The 23,069-nt window shown below is 71.2% G+C and carries 19 protein-coding genes; 4 read left to right on the top strand and 15 right to left on the bottom strand.

The genetic code is table 11. The features are described 5' to 3' along the window. Positions 1-148: 148 nt before the first annotated feature. Positions 149-973 (bottom strand): 16S rRNA (uracil(1498)-N(3))-methyltransferase, encoded by an 825-nt coding sequence (locus G448_RS0103955; RefSeq protein ID WP_026406935.1) that lies wholly within the window; start codon positions 971-973, stop codon positions 149-151. A 54-nt stretch (positions 974-1,027) separates the two neighbouring features. Between G448_RS0103955 and G448_RS0103950 the strand changes: the two genes are divergently transcribed. Next, the gene (locus G448_RS0103950; RefSeq protein ID WP_026406934.1) at positions 1,028-1,846 is read left to right on the top strand and encodes a YggS family pyridoxal phosphate-dependent enzyme; all 819 of its coding nucleotides are present in this window, start codon (positions 1,028-1,030) and stop codon (positions 1,844-1,846) included. Between the two features lie 8 nt (positions 1,847-1,854). Here G448_RS0103950 and dnaJ read toward each other — a convergent pair whose 3' ends face one another. Then, on the bottom strand, positions 1,855-2,985 hold the full coding sequence (gene dnaJ / locus G448_RS0103945; RefSeq protein ID WP_026406933.1) for a molecular chaperone DnaJ: 1,131 nt from the start codon (positions 2,983-2,985) through the stop codon (positions 1,855-1,857). A gap of 109 nt (positions 2,986-3,094) precedes the next feature. Further along, complete coding sequence (hrcA, locus tag G448_RS0103940; protein ID WP_026406932.1) at positions 3,095-4,159, bottom strand: heat-inducible transcriptional repressor HrcA; 1,065 nt, start codon at positions 4,157-4,159, stop codon at positions 3,095-3,097. 137 nt (positions 4,160-4,296) lie between these two features. On the opposite strand from hrcA, the gene G448_RS0103935 reads away from it, so the two are divergent. Continuing rightward, on the top strand, positions 4,297-5,340 hold the full coding sequence (locus G448_RS0103935) for a DUF3097 domain-containing protein (RefSeq protein ID WP_034494250.1): 1,044 nt from the start codon (positions 4,297-4,299) through the stop codon (positions 5,338-5,340). Positions 5,341-5,609: 269 nt separating this feature from the next. Here G448_RS0103935 and G448_RS0103930 read toward each other — a convergent pair whose 3' ends face one another. The 9 genes from G448_RS0103930 to G448_RS0103890 all read right to left on the bottom strand — a co-directional run bounded on the left by G448_RS0103930 (position 5,610) and on the right by G448_RS0103890 (position 17,325). Further along, on the bottom strand, positions 5,610-7,013 hold the full coding sequence (locus tag G448_RS0103930; RefSeq protein WP_026406930.1) for a sodium:proton antiporter: 1,404 nt from the start codon (positions 7,011-7,013) through the stop codon (positions 5,610-5,612). A 305-nt stretch (positions 7,014-7,318) separates the two neighbouring features. Next, positions 7,319-10,315: a leucine--tRNA ligase gene (locus G448_RS0103925; RefSeq protein WP_026406929.1), complete on the bottom strand. Its 2,997-nt coding sequence runs from the start codon at positions 10,313-10,315 to the stop codon at positions 7,319-7,321. A gap of 397 nt (positions 10,316-10,712) precedes the next feature. Beyond that, positions 10,713-11,189, bottom strand: coding sequence for an HIT family protein (locus tag G448_RS0103920; RefSeq protein ID WP_026406928.1), 477 nt, complete (start codon positions 11,187-11,189; stop codon positions 10,713-10,715). A 9-nt stretch (positions 11,190-11,198) separates the two neighbouring features. Beyond that, the gene (locus tag G448_RS0103915) at positions 11,199-11,927 is read right to left on the bottom strand and encodes a metal-dependent transcriptional regulator (RefSeq protein ID WP_026406927.1); all 729 of its coding nucleotides are present in this window, start codon (positions 11,925-11,927) and stop codon (positions 11,199-11,201) included. Further along, entirely contained in the window at positions 11,924-12,649 is a 726-nt protein-coding gene (locus tag G448_RS0103910) for a vitamin K epoxide reductase family protein (RefSeq protein ID WP_026406926.1), read from the bottom strand. The genes G448_RS0103915 and G448_RS0103910 overlap by 4 nt, the downstream gene beginning before the upstream one ends. A gap of 101 nt (positions 12,650-12,750) precedes the next feature. Beyond that, positions 12,751-14,535 (bottom strand): serine/threonine protein phosphatase, encoded by a 1,785-nt coding sequence (locus G448_RS0103905; RefSeq protein ID WP_245572169.1) that lies wholly within the window; start codon positions 14,533-14,535, stop codon positions 12,751-12,753. Positions 14,536-14,595: 60 nt separating this feature from the next. Next, positions 14,596-15,459, bottom strand: coding sequence for an HAD-IIB family hydrolase (locus tag G448_RS0103900; RefSeq protein WP_051268604.1), 864 nt, complete (start codon positions 15,457-15,459; stop codon positions 14,596-14,598). Positions 15,460-15,575: 116 nt separating this feature from the next. After that, positions 15,576-15,761, bottom strand: coding sequence for a methionine/alanine import family NSS transporter small subunit (locus tag G448_RS0103895; RefSeq protein WP_026406923.1), 186 nt, complete (start codon positions 15,759-15,761; stop codon positions 15,576-15,578). 1 nt (position 15,762) lies between these two features. Then, the gene (locus G448_RS0103890) at positions 15,763-17,325 is read right to left on the bottom strand and encodes a sodium-dependent transporter (RefSeq protein WP_026406922.1); all 1,563 of its coding nucleotides are present in this window, start codon (positions 17,323-17,325) and stop codon (positions 15,763-15,765) included. 241 nt (positions 17,326-17,566) lie between these two features. Here G448_RS0103890 and deoD point away from each other — a divergent pair, with 241 nt between their 5' ends. Next, positions 17,567-18,283, top strand: coding sequence for a purine-nucleoside phosphorylase (gene deoD, locus G448_RS0103885; RefSeq protein ID WP_026406921.1), 717 nt, complete (start codon positions 17,567-17,569; stop codon positions 18,281-18,283). Between the two features lie 180 nt (positions 18,284-18,463). Here deoD and ppgK read toward each other — a convergent pair whose 3' ends face one another. Then, positions 18,464-19,240 carry a polyphosphate--glucose phosphotransferase gene (ppgK, locus tag G448_RS0103880; RefSeq protein WP_034494247.1) on the bottom strand — a complete coding sequence of 259 codons (777 nt, stop codon included), beginning with the start codon at positions 19,238-19,240 and terminating at the stop codon, positions 18,464-18,466. A 246-nt stretch (positions 19,241-19,486) separates the two neighbouring features. After that, positions 19,487-20,437: an NADP-dependent oxidoreductase gene (locus G448_RS0103875; RefSeq protein WP_026406919.1), complete on the bottom strand. Its 951-nt coding sequence runs from the start codon at positions 20,435-20,437 to the stop codon at positions 19,487-19,489. A 107-nt stretch (positions 20,438-20,544) separates the two neighbouring features. Here G448_RS0103875 and G448_RS0103870 point away from each other — a divergent pair, with 107 nt between their 5' ends. Further along, on the top strand, positions 20,545-21,021 hold the full coding sequence (locus G448_RS0103870) for a MarR family winged helix-turn-helix transcriptional regulator (RefSeq protein ID WP_051268603.1): 477 nt from the start codon (positions 20,545-20,547) through the stop codon (positions 21,019-21,021). 39 nt (positions 21,022-21,060) lie between these two features. Here the strand turns inward: G448_RS0103870 and G448_RS0103865 are convergent, their stop codons facing one another. Beyond that, complete coding sequence (locus tag G448_RS0103865; protein ID WP_026406917.1) at positions 21,061-23,049, bottom strand: OPT family oligopeptide transporter; 1,989 nt, start codon at positions 23,047-23,049, stop codon at positions 21,061-21,063. Positions 23,050-23,069 lie beyond the last annotated feature (20 nt).

Below are 23,069 nucleotides of genomic sequence, written 5' to 3'. Positions count from 1 at the left end.
GGGGGCCGGTCACCGGGTTCCCCAACCCTCACGACCCCGTCCGTCCGGCGGTGACTCATATATAACCCGCTGGACCTGAATACCAGCCCCCGCTCGGCCTGTGAAGACTCTGAGAACGCGGCGGAGCCGCCGACGCGGATCCGGAGCCTCAGCCCCACAGGCCTGCGCGCTGGGCCAGGAGCGCGAGCGCGACCGGCCCGGCTGACGCCGTCCGCATGACGTGCGGGCCCAGTCGCACCGTGACCGCGCCGGCGTTTCGAAGCGCCGCCGTCTCCGTCTCGTCGATCCCGCCCTCCGGGCCGACGACGACTGCGAGGACCGGCGGTCGCGCGCCATCCGGCTCCGGCAGTCCCACCCCGCCGATGGGCGTCGTCGCCTCCTCGTGGAGCACCAGCACCACTCCCCCGGACGCGACGACCCCCGACGTCCACGCGGCCAGCCCCGGCGTCGTCCGCACCTCCTCCACCTGCGGCACCCGGGCGCGACGGGCCTGCTTGGCGGCCTCCCGGGCCGTCACCCGCCACCGCTCGCGCCCCCTGATGGCCCTCGCGCCCCTCCACACCGACACGCACCGCTGAGCCCGCCACGGCACGACGGCCCCGACCCCGACCTCCGTGGCCGTCTCCACCGCCTGCTCGTCACGGCCGCCCTTGGCCAGGGCCTGCACCAGGGTCAGGCGCAGCGGCGCCGCCGGCTCGACGACGCGCTCGATCACCCGCACCACCAGGCGACTCCCGCGCCCGGCCCCGGCGGCCCCGCCGTTCACGGCCTCCATGGCCTCCACCTCGCACATCAGTCGCAGGCCCTCGCCGTCGACCAGGTCCGCGCGCTCCCCCGTCCGCAACCGGCGCACCGTCACGGCGTGACGGGCCTCGGGGCCGGTCAGCGTCAGCACGTCGCCGGAGCGGGCGGCCCCGGCTCCACCGATCGACTCGAGCGCGTCGGGACTCACGATGAAGACGGGGGCGGTCACCGGGTCAGCCTACGGCCGCCGCGCGACCGGCGCCGCCGGTGTAGCGTCACCGGTATGACAGAGCCGCAGAAGCCGCAGGAGTCGCAGCAGCCGCATGCCGAGAGGTTCTCCGCCCCGGGGGGATCCGGGCTCATCACCGCCACCACCGTGGAGGACTTCCGCCGCAACCTGGCGGCCGTGCGCGCCCGGCTCGCCGCCGCCGCCGCGCGCGCCGGACGCGACGCCTCCGAGATCCGCCTGCTGCCCGTGTCCAAGACCGTTCCCGAGGAACGGCTGCGCTCCGCCCATGCCGCCGGCATCACCCGGATGGGTGAGAACAAGGTCCAGGAGGCCAGGCGCAAGGCCGCCGCCCTGGCCGACCTCGGCATCCGCTGGGCCGTCATCGGCCACCTGCAGACCAACAAGGCGAAGGACGTGGCGGTCTTCGCGAGCGAGTTCCAGGCCCTGGACTCCCTGCGCGTGGCCAAGGCCCTCGATCGGCGTCTGCAGGCGGCGGGCCGCGGCCTGGACGTCTACGTGCAGGTCAACTCCTCGGGCGAGCCCTCCAAGTTCGGGCTCGACCCGGCCGAGGTCGCGGCCTTCCTGGCGGCGTTGCCCGCCTACTCCTCGCTGCGCGTGCGCGGGCTCATGACGCTGGCCGCCCATACGGACGACGAGGGTCGTATCCGCGAGTGCTTCCGCCTCATGCGAGCCCTGCGCGACGCCGGGCTCCAGGCGGGCACGGTCGGCGACGGGCGGCTGTCCATGGGCATGAGCGGGGACTTCGAGCTCGCCGTCGAGGGCGGCTCGACCTGCGTTCGCGTCGGCCGGGCCATCTTCGGGCGGCGCCCGACCCCGGGCCCCCACCGGCCCGATGGCGGCGCCGGAGCCTGAGGCTCGTCTCAGCGGCGCCTGGACTTGTTCTTGAACTTGCCCAGCAGGGACTCGTCCCTGGCGGGGGCGTAGCCGTCCTCGCCCCGCAGCGAGGCGAGCTCGGCGAGCAGCTGACGCTGGCGGTCATCGAGCCTGGTGGGCGTCTCCACGACGATCTGCACGTGCAGGTCGCCGCGCCCGGAGCGGCGCAGGCGCCCCACCCCCAGACCCGAGAGGACCACCTCGTCGCCGTTCTGAGTGCCCGGCTTGACCGACACGGTCCGCTCACCGTCCAGGGTGGACAGGGGGAAGCTCGCCCCCAGCGCCGCCGCGGTCACGGGCACGCGCAGCTCGGTGTACAGGTCATCGCCCGTGCGCGAGAGGGTCTCGTCGCGAGTCTCGTGGATCTCGACGTACAGGTCGCCGTTGGGACCGCCGGCCGGGCCGGCCTCCCCGCGCCCGGACATGCGGATACGAGTACCCGTGGACACCCCCGCCGGGATGTTGACCTCGATAGTGGTGCGCACGCGCCTGCGGCCCTCGCCGTTGCAGTCGCGGCACGGGGAGGCGATGACGGTGCCGAAGCCCTGGCAGCGCGGGCAGGGGGACGAGGTGACGACGTTGCCTAGGAAGGAGCGCTGCATGTGCTGGATGGAGCCCCGGCCGTTGCACTCCGAGCAGGTCACGGGCCTGGTTCCCTCGGCGCAGCACGAGCCGCCGCAGGTCTCGCAGGTGACGTAGGTGTCGATGGGCAGGGCCTTGGTCGCGCCGAAGGCCACATCGGCCAGGTCGACCTCGAGGGTCACGAGCGAGTCCTGCCCCCGCCGCGCCCGGGACGCCGGACCGCGCGAGGCGGCCCCGCCGCCGAAGAAGGCCTGCTGGAGGAAGTCCCCGAATCCCCCGAGGTCGGAGGCGCTGAAGCCCCCGGCCCCGAAGCCGCCGCCACCGTGCACGGCGTCCTCCCCGCCGAGGTCGTACATCTGGCGCTTGTCGGAGTCCGAGAGCACCTCGTAGGCGGCGTTGACGGCTTTGAACTCGTCCTCGTGGCCGGGGCCGGCCACGTCCGGGTGCAGCTTGCGGGCCTTCTTCTTGTAGGCGCGCTTGATCTCGTCGGTGGTGGCCTGGCGGCTCACGCCGAGAACCTCGTAGTAGTCGCTCACGCTTGGTCGTGCTCTCTGGTCGGTGGTGTAACAGGTGCCGGGCGGCCTCCGGCCGGAGCGGAGGCCGCGATCGAGGGGAGGCTCGGGCCGTGCCCTCGAATAGTGCCCCTCATGGGCCGGTGCAATCGGTGTCGGTCAGGAATCGGGACAGGTAGCGGGCGACGGCCCGCACAGCCGCCATGGCGGCCGGATAGTCCATGCGGGTAGGGCCGATCACGCCCAGGTGCGCGACGACGTCCCCGGCCCCCGCCCCGTAGGACGCGGTCACGACCGAGGCCTCCGCCAGCGCGTCGTCGCGGTTCTCGCTGCCGATCGACACCCGCATGCCCTCATTCTCCCGTGAGCGGGGCAGCCCGGAGGCGGCGTCCTCCGCGAACAGGCGCAGCAGCACCACCTGCTCCTCGACTGCATCCAGCAGCGGTCCGAGCGAGGAGAAGTCGGGCGTGGAGCGGGCCAGGTTGGCCGTACCGGCCACGACGATGCGCTCCTCCCCGTCGGGGCGCAGGGCCTCGACGAGACCGTCGGACACGGCGGCGAGCAGGAGTCTCTCCTCCTCGGGGACGCCCTCGGCCAAGGAGGCCAGGATGGGGACGACGTCGGTGGCGATGCGGCCGACCAGGGCCGCGTTCATGCGGGTGCGCAGGGACTCCAGCGCCAGCGGGTCGATGACGCGCCCCGCGGGCACGGACACGGTGCGCTGCTCGACGCGGCCCGTGTCGGTGATGATGACGAGCAGCACACGGGTGGGCCCCAGGGCGACGAGCTCGAGATGACGCAGGGCCGTGCGCCGCAGACTGGGGTACTCCACGACGGCGAGCTGGCCGGTGAGCTGGGCCAGAACCCGCACGGTGCGGGCCACGATCTGCTCCAGGTCGACGGCGCCCGACAGCAATGCTGTGATGGCCCGGCGCTCCGGGGAGGACAGGGGCTTGACGCGGGCGATCTCATCGACGAAGAGCCGATAGCCCTTCTCCGTGGGCACCCGGCCGGCGCTCGTATGCGGCTGGTGGATGTAGCCCTCATCCTCCAGGGAGGCCATGTCGTTGCGGATCGTGGCCGGGGAGACGCCGAGCCGGTAGCGCTCGGCCAGGGCGCGCGAGCCGACGGGCTCACGGGTGCGCACGTAGTCGGTGACGATGGCGGACAGGACCTTCAGGCGACGGTCGTCGGCCATGGTCGTGCTCCTTCCTCGTCGGCCGCCCGCGACGCCGATTAGCACTCGCGGAGTGTGAGTGCCATCCTACGCCGGGGCCCGGCGGGTCAGCCGCCTCAGCGGCGTGAGGTTCCCCTACCGTGCCCAGGGTGAACGCGATGCCCTACCGCTCCCGCCCCGTGCCCGGCTCGACCGTCGAGCGCCGCATGGCCCTGCGCGCCCAGGCCTCCGCGGGGGCCTCCGACCCCGGGACCGGCGGACGGCGCCCGGCCACGGGGCCCGCCGGTCCCCCGCCGTCGCGGCCGTCGGCCTCGGACCGCTACGGCGGCGACGTGCTGGCCGTCGATCCGCACCGGGTGGGTCCGCACGCCGATCGCCCCGAGTCCGTGCACGTGCCCCTGGAGCGCGGCATGGTCCTGGAGGATCGTGAGAGCGGCTTCGTGGGAGCAGCGATGGCGGTGGAGAAGTCGGGCGGGCGCCGCGTCGTCGTCCTGGAGGACCGCCGGGGCGCGCGCCGCGGATTCCCCCTGGGCGGCGGCTTCTGGCTGGATGGGCGTCCCGTGATCCTCGACCCGCCGAAGCCGCGCTCCCGGGCCCCTCGTGGCCCGGTCAGCGCGGGCGGGCGCAGGCTCACGGCGTCGGGCTCCTACGCGGTGACCGATGAGCGGGCGAGAGTCGCCCGGGCCTCGCGCATCTGGGTGGAGGGCGGGCACGATGCCGAGCTGGTCGAGAAGGTGTGGGGCGACGACCTGCGCCACGAGGGCGTCGTGGTCCTCATGCTCGACGGCGTGGACAACCTCGAGGAGGTCATGACCGACTTCGGCCCCTCCCCCGAACGACGCGCCGGCGTGCTCGTGGACCACCTCGTGGCCGGGTCCAAGGAGTCGCGGATCGCCCGGCGCGTGCGCGACCTGCCCGGCGGTGAGAACGTGCTCGTGCTCGGTCACCCGTACGTGGACGTGTGGCAGGCGGTCAAGCCCGAGCGGGTGGGCCTGCGGGAGTGGCCGGCGGTGCCGCGGGGCACCGACATCAAGCACGGCACCCTGCAGGCGCTCGGGTGGCCGCACGCCACCCAGGCGGACGTGGCCAGGGGCTGGCAGCGGATCCTGGCGGCGGTTCGCACCTACAAGGACCTGGAACCGGCCCTGCTGGGTCGCATGGAGGAGCTCATCGACTTCGTCACCGCTCCGGGCAGCCGCTGACCCCCGGCTCCCGGTTGCCGGATCCCCCCTCACCGAGATCGGTCCGGTTCCGTGCCGAGATCGGTTCAGTTCCGCACCGAGATCGGTCCGGTTCCGTGCCGAGTTCTCGCAGACGGCGCACAAGCCACTCACCGCCTGCTTCTCGGACCCGACGACGAGCTCGCGCTCGTCGGACGACTCGACGTCCACCGGCGCCCCGCTCGCTCGGCGTCCCCGCCCGGCGGGTGGAGGACCGGGCCGATCGGGTCGAGCGGGGCGGGGTCGCGGGCTCAGCCGTCGACGAGGGCAAGGCGCCGTCCTGCGCGGATCAGACGCGCGTCGTTGGCGAGCAGCGCCGCCGCGCCGAGCCCTCCGAGCACCTTGGCCCAGACGGGCTCTGCGATGAACAGGCACACCATCACCGCCAGGACCGGCACGAGGTAGGTGAAGGATCGCACGACGTACCCGCCGAAGGACGGCATCTCGACGCCCCGGGAGTCGGCCACCGACTTGACCATGAAGTTCGGGCCGTTGCCGATGTAGGTGATCGCCCCGCACAGCACCGCGCCCAGCGAGATCGACACGAGGTAGGTCTCGGGCACCGTGGCGACAACCGCTCCCCCGGGGTGGGTGACCTGCCCGGCCAGCTCGAAGAAGGTCGCGTAGGTCGGGGCGTTGTCCAGCACGGAGGACAGTCCCCCTGTGAAGATGAAGAAGGTGACCTGGTTCAGGGGCAGGGCGTCGGCGATCTCGTCGAGGTAGTGCAGGGCGGGGATCATGGTCAGGAAGATGCCGATGAACAGGGTGGCGACCTCGGCGATCGGCCCCCACTCGAACTGGTTGTCCTGGAAGCGCGTCCGCCTGTCGCCCAGGGCGTACGAGGCCCCGGCGGCGACGAGCATGATGATCTCGCGCAGCGGCACCCAGTCCATGGCGGTGGCCTCGCCGAGCTCGATGGCCTCGGCGTCGATGGACGGGGCGAGGGCGACGGCGGCGATGATGACGGCGAACCACACGAAGTTGATGCTGCCGCGCAGGCCCAGCGGCTCGATCTCGGTGCGGTCCAGGCGGACGGAGGACGCCGGCTCCTGCGCGTGGTAGTAGGTGTCCAGGGAGAAGTAGGCGGCCAGCAGCATCGCGTTGACGAACAGCCACTCGGCAAACAGGTGGAAGGTCCAGGTGAAGGGCACGCCGCGCAGGAAGCCGAGGAAGAGGGGCGGATCGCCCAGGGGTGTGAGCAGACCGCCGCAGTTGGCCATGACGAAGATGGCGAACAGCACCGTGTGAACCCGATAGCGGCGCTCCGAGTTGGTGTTGAGCAGTGGCCGGATCAGCAGCATGGCGGCGCCGGTGGTGCCGACGAAGCTGGCGAGCACGGCGCCGATGGCCAGGAAGATGGTGTTGTTGCGCGGGGTGGCCTCGATATCGCCCTTGAGGAAGATGCCGCCGGACACGATGAACAGGGCCAGGAGAAGGGAGATGAACTGGCCGTACTCGACGACGGCGGCGAAGACGGGCTCCCAGCCCAGCACCAGCCACATCCATACGGCCACGGGCAGACCCAGGGCCAGAGCGATGGCGAGCTGACTGGAGCGCCTCTCCCACCAGTGCGCCGTGACCGGCACGAGCGGAAGCACCGCGATGCAGGCGAGCATCGTGGCGAAGGGCAGAACGGACCACCACTGCAGCTGCACGGTGAACTCCTCGAGTCGGGGACGGCGGCGAGCCTGTGCCTGCTCACCCTACGATGAACCGCGTCCCACCGCCCGGGATGTCCGCCGGGGGAGCCGAGACCGCGCTCGCATCCCGGCCCCCGACGCGACCCGGGCGGACCCGCAGAACTCGCCGGCCTGCTCGGGCGCTCGCCGGACTCATCGATCTCCGTACCGGATGACGCGGAGGCCCGCGCCGGACGGACGCCGGTCATCATCGGATCGGACGGAACCGATCTCGATGCCGAACTGAACCGATCTCGGCGCAGAACTGAACCGATCTCGCGTCAGTCGGGGACGATGCTCACCAGCCTCGGCGCCTTGACGATCACCTTGCGCACGCCGCGCCCGTCCAGGGTGCGGATGACGCCGGGGGCGGCCAGGGCCAACTTCTCCAGCTCGGCCTCGGAGACGTCCGGGGAGACCCGGAGGCGGTCGCGGACCTTGCCCTTGACCTGGACGACGCAGGTGACCCTGTCGGCCTCCAGCAGGGACTCGTCGGTCACGACCGGGAAGTCCTCACGGGCCAGCGAGTGCTCGTGCCCCAGGCGCTTCCAGATCTCCTCGGCGATGTGGGGGGCCACCGGCGCCGTCATGAGGGTCAGGGCCTCGACGGCCTCGCGCGGCACCCGCTTCAGGCCCGTCAGATGGTTGTTCAGCACGATGAGCTTGGCGATGGCCGTGTTCAGGCGCATGCCCTCGTAGTCCTCGCGCACGCCCACGATCGTCCTGGCCACGAGCCGGCGGGTCTCCTCATCGGCGGGCTCATCGACCACCGTCAGCTCACCGGTGCTCTCATCGACGACATTGCGCCACAGGCGCTGCAGGAAGCGCTGGGCCCCGGCCACGGCACGGGTCTCCCAGGGGCGGTCCTGGTCGAGCGGGCCCATGCTCATCTCGTAGACGCGGAAGGTGTCGGCGCCGTAGGCGGAGTACATGTCGTCGGGGGTGACGATGTTCTTCAGGGACTTGCCCATCTTGCCGTACTCGCGGCGCACCGGCTCGCCCTGCCACAGGTAGGTGGCGGTGCCGTCCTCGGCGGCGACCTCCTCGACCTCGTCGGCGGGCACGTACTGCCCGCGGGAGTCGGTGTAGGCGTAGGCCTGGACGTAGCCCTGGTTGAAGAGGCGGTGATAGGGCTCGGAGGAGGAGACGTGGCCCAGGTCGAACAGGACCTTGTGCCAGAAGCGCGAGTAGAGCAGGTGCAGGACGGCGTGCTCGACGCCGCCGACGTACAGGTCGGTGCCGCCGGAGGTGTTGCCGGCCTCGGGGCGCGGCCCCATCCAGTAGGCCTCGTTGGCCGGATCGACGAGCGCGTTCTCATCGGTGGGGTCGATGTAGCGCATCTCGTACCAGCACGAGCCGGCCCACTGCGGCATCGTGTTGGTCTCGCGGTAGTACGTCCGGGGGCCGTCGCCCAGGTCGAGCTCGACCTCGACCCACTCGTCGGCCTTGCCCAACGGAGGCTCCGGGGAGGAGTCGGCGTCGTCGGGGTCGTAGGAGCGCGGCGAGTAGTCGGTGACCTCGGGCAGCTCGACCGGCAGCATGGACTCGGGCAGGGCGTGGACGCCTCCGTCCTCGTCCCACACGATCGGGAAGGGCTCGCCCCAGTAGCGCTGGCGGGAGAAGAGCCAGTCGCGCAGGCGGTAGGTGACCGCGCCGCGGCCGGCGCCCTTGGCCTCCAGCCAGCCGATCATGGTGGCCTTGGCCTCGTCCTTGCTCATGCCGTTGATGTCCAGGTCGCCCTGGGCGGAGTTCACGACGACGCCGTCACCGATGTAGGCCTGGGCCCCCAGGTCGACGCCGTGGGGGTCGTCGGCCGGGCCGATGGTTTGGATGATGTCGAGGTCGTACGTGGTGGCGAAGGCGTAGTCGCGCTCGTCGTGGGCGGGCACGGCCATGATGGCGCCGGTCCCGTAGCCCATGAGGACGTAGTCGGCCACGAAGACCGGCACCTTCGCGCCGTTGACGGGGTTGATGCCGAAGAAGCCGGTGAAGACACCGGTCTTGACCCGGCCCTCGTCGGTGCGGTCGGCGTCCGACGTCGCCGCGGCCCGGGCGCGGTAGGCGGCCACGGCCTCGGCGGGGGTCGCGTAGCCGCCGGTCCAGGCGTCCTTGGTGCCCTCGGGCCAGGCGGCCGGGACGGTCAGGGCCGCGGCGTCGTCGGCGATCCGGGTCTCGGTGCGCACCGAGCCGGAGGACTCGAGGCCGCCCAGGATGGGGTGCTCGGGGGCCACGACCATGAAGGTGGCGCCGAAGAGGGTGTCGGGGCGGGTGGTGTAGACGCTCAGCCTGACGTTCCTCTCAGCGTCGAAGCCAGCGCCCCGACCGGCCCCGGGAACGGCGAAGGTCACCTCGGAGCCCTCGGAGCGGCCGATCCAGTTGCGCTGCATGAGCTTGACCTTCTCGGGCCAGTCCACGGTGTCCAGGTCCTCGGCGAGGCGGTCGCCGTAGGCGGTGATGCGCATCATCCACTGGCGCAGGTTGCGCTTGAAGACGGGGTAGTTGCCGCGCTCGGAGCGGCCCTCGGCGGTGACCTCCTCGTTGGCGAGCACCGTGCCCAGGCCGGGGCACCAGTTGACGGGCGCGTTGGAGACGTAGGCCAGGCGGAAGGAGTCGATGACCTCGGCCTGCTCGGCGGCGCTCAGGTCGGCCCAGTCGCGGCCGCCGGGGACGGGGACCTGTCCGGAGGCGAGCTTGTCGCGCAGCTCGGACACCGGCCGGGCCGCGCCCTTGCCGCGCCCGTCGCGGCGCGGGGCCTCGGGGTCGAACCAGGAGTTGAAGACCTGCAGGAAGATCCACTGGGTCCAGCGCACGTAGTCGACGTCGATGGTGGCCAGGGAGCGGCGCGGGTCGTGGGACAGGCCCAGGCGGCGCAGCTGGCGGCGCATGTTGGCGATGTTGGCCTCGGTGGAGACGCGCGGGTGCTGCCCGGTGGCGACGGCGTACTGCTCGGCGGGCAGGCCGAAGGCGTCGTAGCCCATCGTGTACAGGACGTTCTTGCCCGTCATGCGGGTGAAGCGGGCCACGACGTCGGTGGCGATGTAGCCCAGCGGGTGCCCCACGTGCAGCCCCTTGCCCGACGGGTAGGGGAACATGTCGAGCAGGAAGAACTTCTCCTCAGCCGCATCCGGTCCCGCGAGAGCTCCGACGGGATTGTCGGCGTTGAACGTGCCCTCGGCCTCCCAGCGGTCCTGCCATGAGGTCTCAATGGTCTCGGCCAGGGCCGCCGTGTAGCGGAACGGCGTCGCGGTATCGCCCTGGGGGATCTTGTTCTCCGTCATCGAAGAAGCGCTCTCTTCCGTGGTGGTGTCCGTGATGGTGCCATGACAATGCCATGACAATGCCATGACAATGCCATGACAATGCCATGACAATGCCATGACAGTTCCATGGCGGTTCCATGGTGTACGGGATGCCGGCGGGCGCGCCGTCCCCGCGCGTCCGACGCGACGCTCGAGGAGGCGGGCACGCGCCTGCTGCGGCTCAGCCTATCGCTCGTCCGCGCGCTCGCCCCGCGCCGTCCGGGTGACGGGCAGGGGGAACGCCGCCGTGCTCGCCTCCCGGACCGGCCGGTCACGGCCTCGCGCGCAGGCGGGCGAAACAGGACGGGCGGGGCCGCTCGGTGACGGTCGACTGCACGGCCTCGCGCGCAGGCGGGCGGACGGCGACCGGTGCGACTCAGTCGAGGACGGGCGAGTCCATGCGCATCGGCACGAACCGGCCCCAGCCGTCCTCGCGCAGTCCGTCGCGCAGTCGGTTCATGGCCTCATCGAGGTCCTCCTCGCCGACCGCGCGCGCCGCGGACGGCGCGATATCGGTGGCCCGGTGCAGCGGGAGCACGTGAATGTGCAGGTGGGGCACATCCAGCCCGAGAACGACGAGGCCCGGGCGCACGGCGTCGAAGACCCGCACCTGGATGGCGGCGATGCGCTTGGCCACCACCGACAGGTGAGCGACGGTGGCATCATCGGCATCGATGTAGGACTCGTGGGCGATGCGCGGCACGACCAGGACGTGGCCGGGCGTCTGCGGCTCGATGGTGGCGAAGGCGACGCACACGTCGTCGGCCCAGACGAAGCGCCCGGGGATGTCGCCGTTGATGATCCTGGTGAAGACCGAGACCCCGGGGGTCGCGGGGCTCTTGGGAACTGTCATGGCACCACCCTAGGCCAGCACCCACAGGTGGCCGAGAGGCACGACGGCCTCGGCGCGCTCGCCGAGCGGCTCGCCGGCCGCACGAGCGGCGCGCACCGCAGTCGCCCCACGACGCCTCTCCCCCTGCGCGAAGGCCGCCATGGTACCGCGATCGGTCACGGTCACCGTGGTGTCCAGGCCGATTCCGGCCAGCGCGAGGCTGCGCAGAGTCCTGGGGCAGTCCTTGATGCGTCCCACGACGACGGTCCGCCCCACGGGGACGGTGTCGATGCTGCGGAGCTCGGGCCGGACGACCCGTCCGTCCGGAGTGGGGATCGGGTCGCCGTGAGGATCCCGCACGGGATGATCCAGGGCGTCGTCGAGCGCCTGGAGAAGACGCTCGGACACGGCGTGCTCAAGAATCTCGGCCTCGGCGTGGACCTCGTCCCAGGCCAGTCCCAGGCGTTCGACCAGGTAGGTCTCCAGGAGGCGGTGCCGACGCACCATGCCGGTGGCCAGGCGCTGCCCGTCGGGCGACAGCGTCACGGCCTTGTAGGGCTCGTGCTCGAGCAGTCCCGCCTCGACCAGCCGTCCCACGTTCTCCGACGCCGTGGAGGCGGCCACGTTCATCCGCCGCGCCAGACCGGTGATCGAAGCGCCCGGGCCTCCCCACTCCGAGGCGGCCCACACCGCCTTGAGATAGTCCTGGGTCACGGTGGAGCCCTCGGTCGGAGCACCCGCCTCGTCGATGGGGCTCACCGCAGCATCGCCACCCAGCCGTCCCAGAAGGCGATCAGGACGACGATGATGACGGCCAGGTACATGACTCCGGCGATCAACCAGCGCGCCTCGTGCAGACGCTCGGCCGCGGCCCTCGGCAGACCCAGGTGCCCGCGATGCGCGGCCTCGCCCCAGGTGAACGCCGCGATCGGGATGGTCACGGCCCAGATGAGCACGCAGAAGGGGCACAGCCTGCCGAAGACGGTGATCGAGACGCTCAGGAACCATGCGACGAAGCCGATGCCGCCGATGGTTCCGGCCGTCATGCCCCACCACACCCAGCGGGGCAGCCGCTGACCGGAGGCGAGCAGCACCCCGGCGAACAGGAGCACCGCGAAGGCGATCGCACCGACGAATGAGTTGGGCACGCCGAGCAGGTTGCCCTGCCACACGTCCAGGGAGGCCCCGCAGGAGACCAGCGGGTTGATGTCGCACGACAGGTTGGCCAACGGCTCCCTGATGAGTCTCAGCTCGCTGACCATGAGCTCCCAGGAGGCGGCGATGCCGGCAAGCGAGCCGATGATGAGCAGCCAGGCATAATGGCGCGAGGCCCCCGTGGCGGTGAGCCACGCGGGCCCCCCTCCCTCATCGGATGCCGCGGAGGCGGGGTCGTCGGCCTCGCCGGATCCGCCGGCGAGGTAGGCCTGGAGCTCATCCTCGCTCATGGCGTCGATCTCCGCCTCGGTGGGCACATGCGCCATCGATGCCTCCTCGTGGTCCGATCATGATCCGATCTCGTCTCAGCGATGCAGTTCAGTGGGACGGCGGCAGGCCTCATTGTGCACCATCGCCGCCCGGCGGCTCATCCCGTTCCGGCATCCGCCGCGGGCGCGGGCCTCCAGGCCCCCACGGTGACCGAGGCATCGGGGTGAAGCACCACCGCGCGCCAGGCCACCAGATCGCCGCCGGCATCGAAGGACAGCACGTGCAGGTAGGCGTCCTGCGTGACCCGCCCCAGGGAGGTCCCGCCCTTGCCCGCTCCGGAGACGAGCTGGGCGACCTCGAGCCTGGAGCCCCGCGTCGCGGTCATCCCCCATTCCTCGTGAACGTGGCCCGCGATCAGCAGAGGAGCGCAGCCGTCCTGGATGAGCGGGGCGAAGGTGGCCGGCTGGTGGATGAGGACGACGTCCGCCCTGCGACCCTCGCTCGCGGCCTCGCAGGAGGTGGCGGCCAGGCGCGTCCCGATATCGGCGGCGCTCTCCTCACCGCGCTGGAAGGTCCCGCCGGGGGGACTGCGATCCGGATCGACATCGCCGAGGACTCGCAGTCCCCCGACCTGCTGGACGCCGCCGTCGGTCACCGTCCAGCCGAGCGCGCGCAGGCGCTCGGCCGTGGACGCCGAGTCGTGGTTCCCGATCGTGGCCACCCGGGCGACGCCGCCCGGTACCGCGTCCTCCAGGGCGTCGACGCAGACCTGCTCCGGCTCCGAGCCGGTCATGGTCAGATCGCCGTCATCCATGTGAACGGTGGCGCCCGTCAGCGTATCGAGCAGTCCGGCGAAGGCGATGACATCGAGATTGCAGTGCAGATCGGTCGTCATGACCGCCGTGACGGCGCCCCGGTCGCGGGCCGGCGGGGTGGTCGCGGCCGGTTGCGAGGAGGTGCCGGGCGCCGTGCTCGCGGAGGGCGCCCCGGTGGAGGAGGGGGAGGCGCGTCCGGCTGCCGCGGCGTCCGGGTCGGAGGCCGCGGCACTGGCGTCCCCGGTCGGGGCCGGGGACGGCTCGGCCGCGCCGTCGGCGGCCGTCACGTCCGTCCTCCCCCCACTGGCCTCCGAGGCCGCCCAGGCGGCCCGGAGGTTGGCGTGCGCGGCGGCGTAGAAGGCGGTGTTGTCGGCCAGGAAGGCACTGACCCGTCCGCCGTAGGCCTGCACGATATCGCCGATGCGCCCGGAGACGCGAGCCTGTTCCAGCGGAGTGCCGGCCAGGACCTCCAGGCGGTTGCCGGTGACCGTCTCCGAGCGCAGAGCCGGTACGAGCAGCGCCGCGACGGCGACCGCGCTGGTGACCGTCGTCAGTCCGGAGGCGGCCGGACGGGCGAGGGCCCGGCGCACGGTGTCGCGCAGCCGCCCTCCCGTGGCCAGGCGTCCGGCGGCCACCAGGCAGAGCGTGATCGACTCCATCAGCCCGGCCCGCCTCAGGGCGTCATCGAGGAGGGCCCGTCGGCCGCGCTCGATGGTGAGCTCGGGATGAGTGACCAGGGAGATGTAGGCGGCGCCGTCGGAGCTCAGCGCCTGGCCGAGCGCGGACTGCGAGACGGCGGCGGGATCGGCCTCGCCCGGGACCTCCTCCAGCACCACCCGCACGCCCAGGATCCCGGTCGGCGAGTCAATGGATATCTGCCCGAGCGGTCCCAGGTCCAGGCTGGCCGCGGAGTCGAGGGTGGTCGACCACCGGGCCCGGTGAGGACCGACGGGACTGGAGGCAGTGGCCGTGGCCGCGCCCACGCACAGGGAGACCAGCGATGTGACGGCGAGCAGTACCAGGGTGCGAGTGACCTTGCGGAAGCCGACGGTACGCCCCGTCCACCACCTCGAGCAGGCCGCCGAAGCCCGACGGGCCAGCGCCCGGACCCCATCGACCGCCCTCACCGATCGCCGCTCACGGGCCCGCCGGTCCTCGTCCGCTCCCCCTCGGCCCTCCACCACGACTCAGGCCCGACGGGACCCGGCGATCCGAGCCGCCAGCGACACGACGTAGTCGGCGGTGTCCTGCCAACCGGTGACGGCATGGCAGGGCACCCCCAGGGCCTTGACGGGGTAGTCATTGCCGTCGGTATCGAGCCGGTCCCCCACGAAGAGCATATCGCTCAGGGGAATGGCGGTCTGATCGGACAGCCTGGTCATCCCATAGGCCTTATCGACACCCTTGACCGTGATATCGACGCTCGTGGAACCGCCGGAGCGAACCTCGAACTCGGGAAGGCGGGCTGCGACGGCGTCGCGCAGCCGTCCCTTCTTCGCCCCCGTGGGGTCCCAGGCCCTCTTGGCGTCCAGGGGCGCCTCCTGGCCGAGCGCCGAGAAGGTGATCTGGGATCCGCGATTCTCGAGGATCGCGCCCCAGGTCCGCTCCTCCCACAGGCCCAGCCGACGAGCCTCGGCCTCGACGACCGCGAAGCCCCTGTCCACCTGCGCGGGGGTCAGGTCGTTGGCGTAGACGAGCCTCCAGTCCTCGTCCTCGGCATGACCCGCAGCACCCGCGGCGGCGCCCGGCGAAGCGTGGACGTAGTAGCGAGTGCCGCAGGTGGGCATGAGATGGAGGTGGGAGAGCTGGTCGCCGTTGGCGCCCAGGTGAGCCAGGACCTGGTCGTGGAACTGGCTGAACCGTCCACCGGAGATGACGCACACGGGCACGACGTCGAGCAGGGAGCGCAGAGCCGCGGCCATGGGGCCTGGGAGGACGGATTTGGAGGGGGCCAGGGTCTCGTCGAGGTCGAAGGCGACCAACCGGGGAACGATGTCCTCCGGTGCTGTGGACAGGGCGTCGGGAGCAGCGGTGCCGCAGGTGTCAGCCATGGCTGCATTGTGTCGCACGGGGGCGCGGGCGGGAACCCGATGCGGTCCGTGCGTGTCGGGACGCGCGGGCGCGACGTACCGGCCGGGTTTGGGCCCCGGGGCCGGGTGGCGCGCGCTCAGTCCTGAGCCCGCGAGGGAGCCTCGGGGTGACGCAGGTGCTCACGGGCAGCGGCGCGCGCCTCGGCACGGGCGTCCCTGTCCTCACGGCGCCCACGCACGACGAGGGCGGTGACCGAGACGGCGAGGCCGCCCCAGATGATGATGATGGCGACGAGCATGAGGGTGATCGCGGGACCGGTCATCTCACTTCACCCCCTCGCGGGCGTCCAGGTCGAGCGGGGTGAAACGGTCCACGGGCGTCCTCCAGGGGATCACGGTCAGCACGACGGTCGCCACCGCCCCCGCGAAGAGCATGCCCCAGCCGAACACCGCCTCGAAACTCGGGGAGTAGCCGTAACCGTCCCGCCCGTAGGACCACGCGGTCTGGACGAACATGTATCCGAGGAGCGCGGGCACGACGACCGCGATCAGCAGCCGCCACCAGGCCCCCACCACACGGGTCTCGGACACGGCGTTGAGGTGGCGCTGGAGGACCTTGAAGCGGCGCAGGACCAGCCCCAGGCCGACGCACATGATGATCGCGGAACCCACAACGCCGATGTTGTTGATGTAGGCGTCCACGACGTCGAGGTCGTACAGCCCCGAGGCGGTGCCGAACAGCACGAAGGACAGGACGGCGCTGGGCAGTCCGCAGGCGAGCGTGGCGGTGACGTTGGACCAGCCGAACTTCTCCGCGACCGCGGGCGCGACGACCTGGATGATGGAGATGAAGGAGGTCAGGCCCGCCAGCGTGAAGGACGCGAAGAAGAGGAACCCGAAGACCGGCCCGCCCGGCATCTGGGAGATGATGGTCGGAAAGGTCACGAAGGCGAGGGCCGGGCCCGAGATGTCCTCGAGCTCGCCGACCGGGACGTTCTGGACGTGCGCCATGAAGCCGAGAGTCGCGAACACCCCGATGCCGGCGAGCAGCTCGAAGGATGAGTTGGCGAAGGCGGCCGTCAGCCCCGTGCCCACGAGGTTGGAGCGGCGCTTGAGATAGGAGGCGTAGGTCAGCATGATGCCGAAGCCGATGGACAGCGAGAAGAAGATCTGACCGAACGCGGCCATCCAGACCCGGTAGTCGCCCAGCTTGCCCCAGTCGGGGGTGAACAGGGTGTTGAGGCCGTCGGTGGCGCCGGGCAGGAGCATGGCGCGCACGACGAGCATCAGGAACATGACGACCAGGACGGGCAGGAAGATCCGATTGGCGCGCTCGACCCCCCTGGACACGCCGCGCGCCACGACGTACAGCCCGTAGGCCCACACGAGGACCAGCGGAACGACGACGCCGGCGATCGGCCTGGCCGAGTAGGCCGGGACGCCGGCCTCGGAGATCGTGCCCAGGCCGATGTACTCGTTGAAGAAGCCCGCGGCGTCCTCGCCCCAGGCGATGGTGAGCGAGAAGATCGTGTAGCGCAGCGCCCAGGCGACGATGACGACGTAGTAGGTCATGATGACGAAGCAGATGACGACATGCCACCACCCCAGCCACTCGAACCTGGCGGACACGCGTCGGAAGACCGCCGGCGAGGAGCCCCGGTAACGATGCCCCAGGGCGTAGTCGAGCAGGAGGACGGGGACGCCCACGGCCAGGAGGGCGATGATGTAGGGGATCATGAAGGCGCCGCCTCCGTTGGAGTAGGCGACGCCGGGGAAGCGCCAGATGTTGCCCAGCCCGATGGCCGAGCCGATGGCGGCCATGAGGAAACCGAGCTGGCCGCTCCACTGCTCGCGCGCGGGCACGGGTGTGGTGGGTGTGGAGGACATGGGTGAAGCCCCTGTGCGTGATGGATGGTCGTCGTGGGACGGCGTCGTGAAGACGGCGTCGTCGACCTGCGAGGCGAACGCAGGGACGGTGGAACCAGTGCACGGTAACTCTGCTCACTGAATGAGCACACAGCGTTTCATATTCCGGGACCTCGATGCCGTGCCGCACGACGCGCCACATGACGTATCCTGCACGTCCCGACTCCCGCTCCCGTCTCGCCCCCTCGCACGAAGGACGCCCATGGCCACTGCCCACATCGCCGCCGAGCCCGGAGAATTCGCCCCCGCCGTTCTCATGCCCGGCGATCCCAAGCGCGCCCGGCGCATGGCCGAGACCCTTCTGACCGGGCCCCGGCTGGTCACCGACGTGCGCGGGATGCTCGGCTTCACCGGTACCGTCGAGGGCCGGCCGTTGAGCGTCATGGGCTCGGGCATGGGCCAGCCGTCCCTGGCCATCTACGCCACCGAGCTGTTCGCCCACTACGGCGTCGAGCGCATCATCCGCGTGGGGACGGCGGGGGGCATCAGTGATCGGGTCGCAGTGGGCGACGTCGTCATCGCCACCGGCGCGCACACCGACTCCGCCATGAACCAGTTGCGCATCCCGGGCGTCAACTTCTCCGCCGTCGCGGACTTCCACCTGGCCATGGCGGCCCACGCGGAGGCGGTCGCCTCCGGCATCGTCGAGCGCACCCGCACCGGCACGATCATATCCCGCGACCACTTCTACCTCACCCCCGAGGGCCAGACCGAGCGCCTGGCGGCCTACGGGACGCTGTGCGTGGAGATGGAGTCCGCCGTCCTGTACGCCGTGGCGGCCGAGTACGACCGGCGAGCCCTGGCGGTGCTCACCGTCTCGGACCACCTGCTCGACCATCGCCACGACATGAGCGCTCGGGAGCGGGAGACCCGATTCCACGACGCCGTGCGCCTGGCCGTCGCGGCCGCACTGAGCTGATAACCGAGCCGGGACGGGGCCGACCACCGGGTTCCCCCGCGAGCTCCGCGAACGGGACCGGGCCCCGACCCCGCGGGAGCGGGCGGCCGCCCGGGACGGCGAGCGACCGACCCCGCAGCTCGCATCCTCGCCCTCGTGAGAGCAACCGGGAGGCCGTCCCGGCCCCGCCACGACGTCGATCTACTCGACCCGGGAGGCCTGCCAGGCGGCGCCGACGATGCCGGCGGTGTTGAACAGGGCGGCGGGTACGATGGGGGCGCGGAGCTCGAGCAGGGGCAGGAACTTCTCGTGCTTCTTCGACACTCCCCCGCCGACGACGAACAGATCCGGGGAGAAGAGCATCTCGACGTGGGAGTAGTAGCGCTGCAACCGCTTGGCCCACTTCTTCCACGACAGGTCCTGGAGCGTCTTCTGCCCCGAGGACGCGCGGGTCTCGGCGTCATGGCCGTCGATCTCCAGGTGGCCGAGCTCGGTGTTGGGCACGAGCGTGCCGTCCACGACGACGGCCGAGCCGATGCCGGTGCCCAGCGTGGTGACGATGATGGTGCCGCGCACGCCCTTGGCGGCGCCGTAGGCGACTTCGGCCAGGCCCGCGGCGTCGGCGTCATTGAGCGCGTACGAGCGCCGTCCCAGGACGCGCGTCATGAGCTCGTTGACATCGATGCCCTCCCAGGACTTGTCGAGATTGGCCATGAATCGAACGGTCCCGTGCACGATCGGAGCCGGGAAGGTGACTCCGACGGGCGCATCGGGGTCGACGCCCAACTCCTCGATGATCTGCCGGCACACCTCGGCGACGGCCTCGGGCGTGGAGGGTTGAGGCGTGTCGATGCGAACGCGGTCGCCCGCGAACTCACCGGTCTCCAGGTCGACGAGGGCGCCCTTGACCCCCGACCCGCCGATGTCGATCCCGCACGCCACCCGGTTTCCCCGACTCGTCTGGCTGGTTTGGCTCATCGCTATCTCCCGAGAGTCTTCTGATCGGTACGGACCGAGAATAGTCGAAGATCCGAGGAGGGGCGGCGAATCCGGGGGATCATCGGGGAGACCGGGGCCCGGGCCGCCCGGCGCGCTCCGGTGCTCCGCGGCCGCGCGACCCGAGAGCGGTGCACCGGGGAGGCGAGCCGTGCCCGCCAGCAGGGCGAGCCCCGCCGAGTCGTGGTCCGGACGAGGCGCCCCGGTACGACGGGCCGCGGCCGTCGCTCAGGACATCTCGACAACGAGCTTGCCGTGCACGTGACCGCCACGCAGTTCGGTATAGGCCGCGCGCACGGAGGCGGCATCGAAGGGGCGGACGCGAGCGATGGTCACCGTCACAACGCCATCGGCCACGAGGTCGGCCGCTCGACGCAGGTCCCCGGGACGGGCATCGCGCGAGCCGGTGACCCGGACCCCCTTGGCCACGGACGGCGGAGCGGGCACGATGGTCGCGATGGCATCGGGGGCCAGGCCGAGCGCCAGCGCGAGATCGACGTACTCCGGACCGCGGCAGTCGAGCAGCTTGCTCACCGGCGACGGCGCCGCCGCGCGGACTCGGGCCTCCATGCCCTCCCCGTAGGCCACCGCGACGGCGCCCAGGGAGCGAATGCGGTCGAGGCTGCCCTCACCGGCGATGCCGATGACGGCGGCGCCCCGCTGGACGGCGAGCTGCACCGCCATCGCGCCGACTCCGCCCGAGGCCGCACTGACCACGAGCACGTCGCCGCGGGTGACGTCGAGTGCGCGCAGCGCACCGGTCGCCGCCTCAACGGCGACTCCGAGAGAGGCCGCCCGAATGAAGTCGAGAGCGTCGGGCTTGCGCACGACTGCATCCGCCGCGACCACGAGCCCGTCAGCCAGTGCGCCCGCGTCCATCCCGCGGCCCGGGGCGGAGCGCGCGGTCCCCAGGACCGCGTCCCCTACGGCGACGGAGGCGACCCCCTCGCCGACGGCGTCGACGACTCCCGCATAGTCCCGCCCCACGCCCCGCGGCAGCGCCGAGGCATCGTCTCCCATCATGCCGGAGAAGATCTTCCAGTCCACGGGGTTGAGGCCCGCCGCCTTGACGGCGATGCGGACCTCACCGGCTCCCGGCACCGGCTCCGGGACCTCGACCATCTCAAGGACCTCGGGACCGCCGTAGCTCCGATACTCGATCGCTCGCACCCTCGACACACCCTCACTCCTATCGCTTCTCATCGCCGTCGCCCGACGCGTCTTCCGGACCACCGACCATCTACTATGATTCTCATACGATACACCGCTTATAGAAACGGAGCGTCATGATTGCCGTACCTGATTCGCCGCGGTTGCGAACGGTCCTGGCCCTGCGCCGGCTCAACAGCGTCCTGTCCATGACCAATCGCGCCGTCGGCGCAGTCCTCGGCATCAAGGACGCGGACCTCACCGTCCTCGATGTGCTCCATCGGGAGGGGCCGCTCACTCCCACCGAGCTCGCTCGCCGCACCCGCACCCATCTGGCCACGATGACGGGGGTTCTCAGGCGGTTGGAGAGAGGAGGATGGGTCGAGCGCAGGCCCGATGCGGCGGACCGGCGCTCGGTGCGCATCCACACCGCGGGGGTGAGCCGCCTGACCGACGTCTACGCGCGAACCGATGAGGAGCTGGTCGGCCTCATCTCGGACTGGTCCGACGAGCAGGTGTCGATGCTCGTCGGCTTCCTCGATGCCGCGAGCGATGTCGCGAGCCGCCTGGCGGACGATCTGACGACCCGGGCATCCGCCCGACCGCGGCCCTGACGCGGGTCACCGCATCCCGTCCCAGCGGCATTCGGTGCCTCAGGCCGTGCCGTGGGCGCTCATCGCCCCGATCGACCGCCTCTTGACCCACAGGTACAGCCCGAGAACCGTGCCCGCGAACAGCAGGGTTCCGATGATCTCGGAGGCGGTCGTGAACCCGGGCCCGACGACGGCGAGGGGCTCGTCCTCCCCCGTGGCCGCGACGATGCCCGCCAGAACCACGCCGAACAGGCTCTCGCCCACGATCAGCCCGGTCGCGGCAAGAGTGCTCAGCCGCTTGGTGCCCTCCGGATCGGCGGTTCCCTCCGCCCACCGGTCGTAGATCAGGCCCGCCAACGCCCCGACGGGAATGATGAGCGTCAGGCTCATCGGAAGGTACATCCCCATGCCCACCGCCAGCGGCGGCAGGCGCCTCCCGCCCCCCGTCGCCCGGCCGAGCAGTTCGTCGACGACGACCACGGCCACGCCGATCGCGATACCCAGGCCCAGAAGTCCCCAGTCCAGATCACCGCCGAACACGCCCTTGGCCAGGGAGGACAGCAGAGCCGCCTGGGGCGCGGCCAGGGCGTTACTGGTGGCCCCGGGCGCACCGGCGAAGCCGAAGCTGGTATTGAGCAGCTGCAGCACCGGCGGAATGATCAGCGAGCCGAAGACGACCCCGATGACAAGTGCGACCTGCTGCTTCCACGGGGTGGCCTCGACGAGCTGACCGGTCTTGAGATCCTGCAGGTTGTCATTGGAGATGGTGGCCACTCCGAACACGACCGCGGCGGTGAACAGGGTGTAGGCGATCAGCGCATCGCCCTGCCCCGGCGTCTGGGCTCCGTGAACCACCTTGATGAGCAGGGCGGCAGTGATGGCGATAAGGATGCCGACCCCGGAGATGGGACTGTTGGAGGCGCCGATCAGGCCCGCCATGTAACCGCACACGCCCGCGACGGCCAGGCCGATCAGCAGCACGAAGAGAATACTGACCACCACCATGCCGGCCGCGTGGTGAGCGATGGGCGTGTTCCGCACGAAGAGCCACAAGAGGAGTCCGATGGGCAGCATCGAGGCCAGCGTCACCCCGACGACCACGCGCACGGACAGGTCGCGTTCGACGACGGGGACCTCCGCCCCACTCTCACGGGCGCGGGTGGAGGCCAAGGCCTCCTTGATGCCCCGACCGATGGGCAGGGCGATCTTGACGAGTGTCCAGACGGCCGCGATCGCCATGGCCCCGGCTCCGACGAAGCGCACGTCGGAGCTGAAGATCGTCGACACGGCCTCGCCGAGGTCGTCACCGGCGGGAATCCGGCCGGCTGTCCGCAACGGCAGCATGACGCCGAAGGAGATGACCAGTCCGACGATCATGGCGATGCCGACTGTGATGCCGACGAGGTGGCCCACGCCGATCAGGGCCAGAGACAGGCCGGCGCTGACCATGCTGCCACCGGAACCGACGCGGAAGGCCCGCTCGATGTTGCCGGCCACAACCTTCATCGCCGCCAGCAGGGAGAACCCGGCCGACAGCAGGCTGCCCACGATGATGACCATCAGACCGCGCCTGTTCTCCTGCGCGCCCTCGGCACTGTCTCCGACGCGCAGCACCTCCGCCGCGGCCACGCCTTCCGGGAAGGGCAGATCGGATCCGGTGACGAGAGCCCGGCGCAGAGGGATGGAGTACATGACGCCCAGCACGCCGCCCAGCGCTGTCACAAGCGCGGTCTGCCAGTAGGGGAAGCCGGTCCACCAGCCGATCATGACCAGGCCGGGCAGCACGAAGATGATGGCGGACAGGGTGCCCGCCGCCGAGGCGATGGTCTGAACGATGTTGTTCTCCACCACGGAATGGTCCCGGAAGTTGCGCAGGATCGCCATGGAGATGACCGCGGCCGGGATCGAGGTGGCGAAGGTGAGGCCGACCTTCAATCCCAGATAGACGTTGGCGGCGGTGAACACCAGGGTGATGAGGCCACCGATGACGACGCCCCGTATCGTGAGTTCACGGACACCCGGTGCGGTGGGAGCGGTGCTGCCGGACATGGTTCTCCTCTACGCGGGAA

Source organism: Actinomyces gerencseriae DSM 6844 (assembly GCF_000429265.1).
Taxonomy (GTDB): Bacteria; Actinomycetota; Actinomycetes; order Actinomycetales; family Actinomycetaceae; genus Actinomyces; species Actinomyces gerencseriae.
The sequence above is the reverse complement of the archived record's forward strand: the minus strand, read 5'-3'. Positions and strand labels throughout refer to the sequence as shown.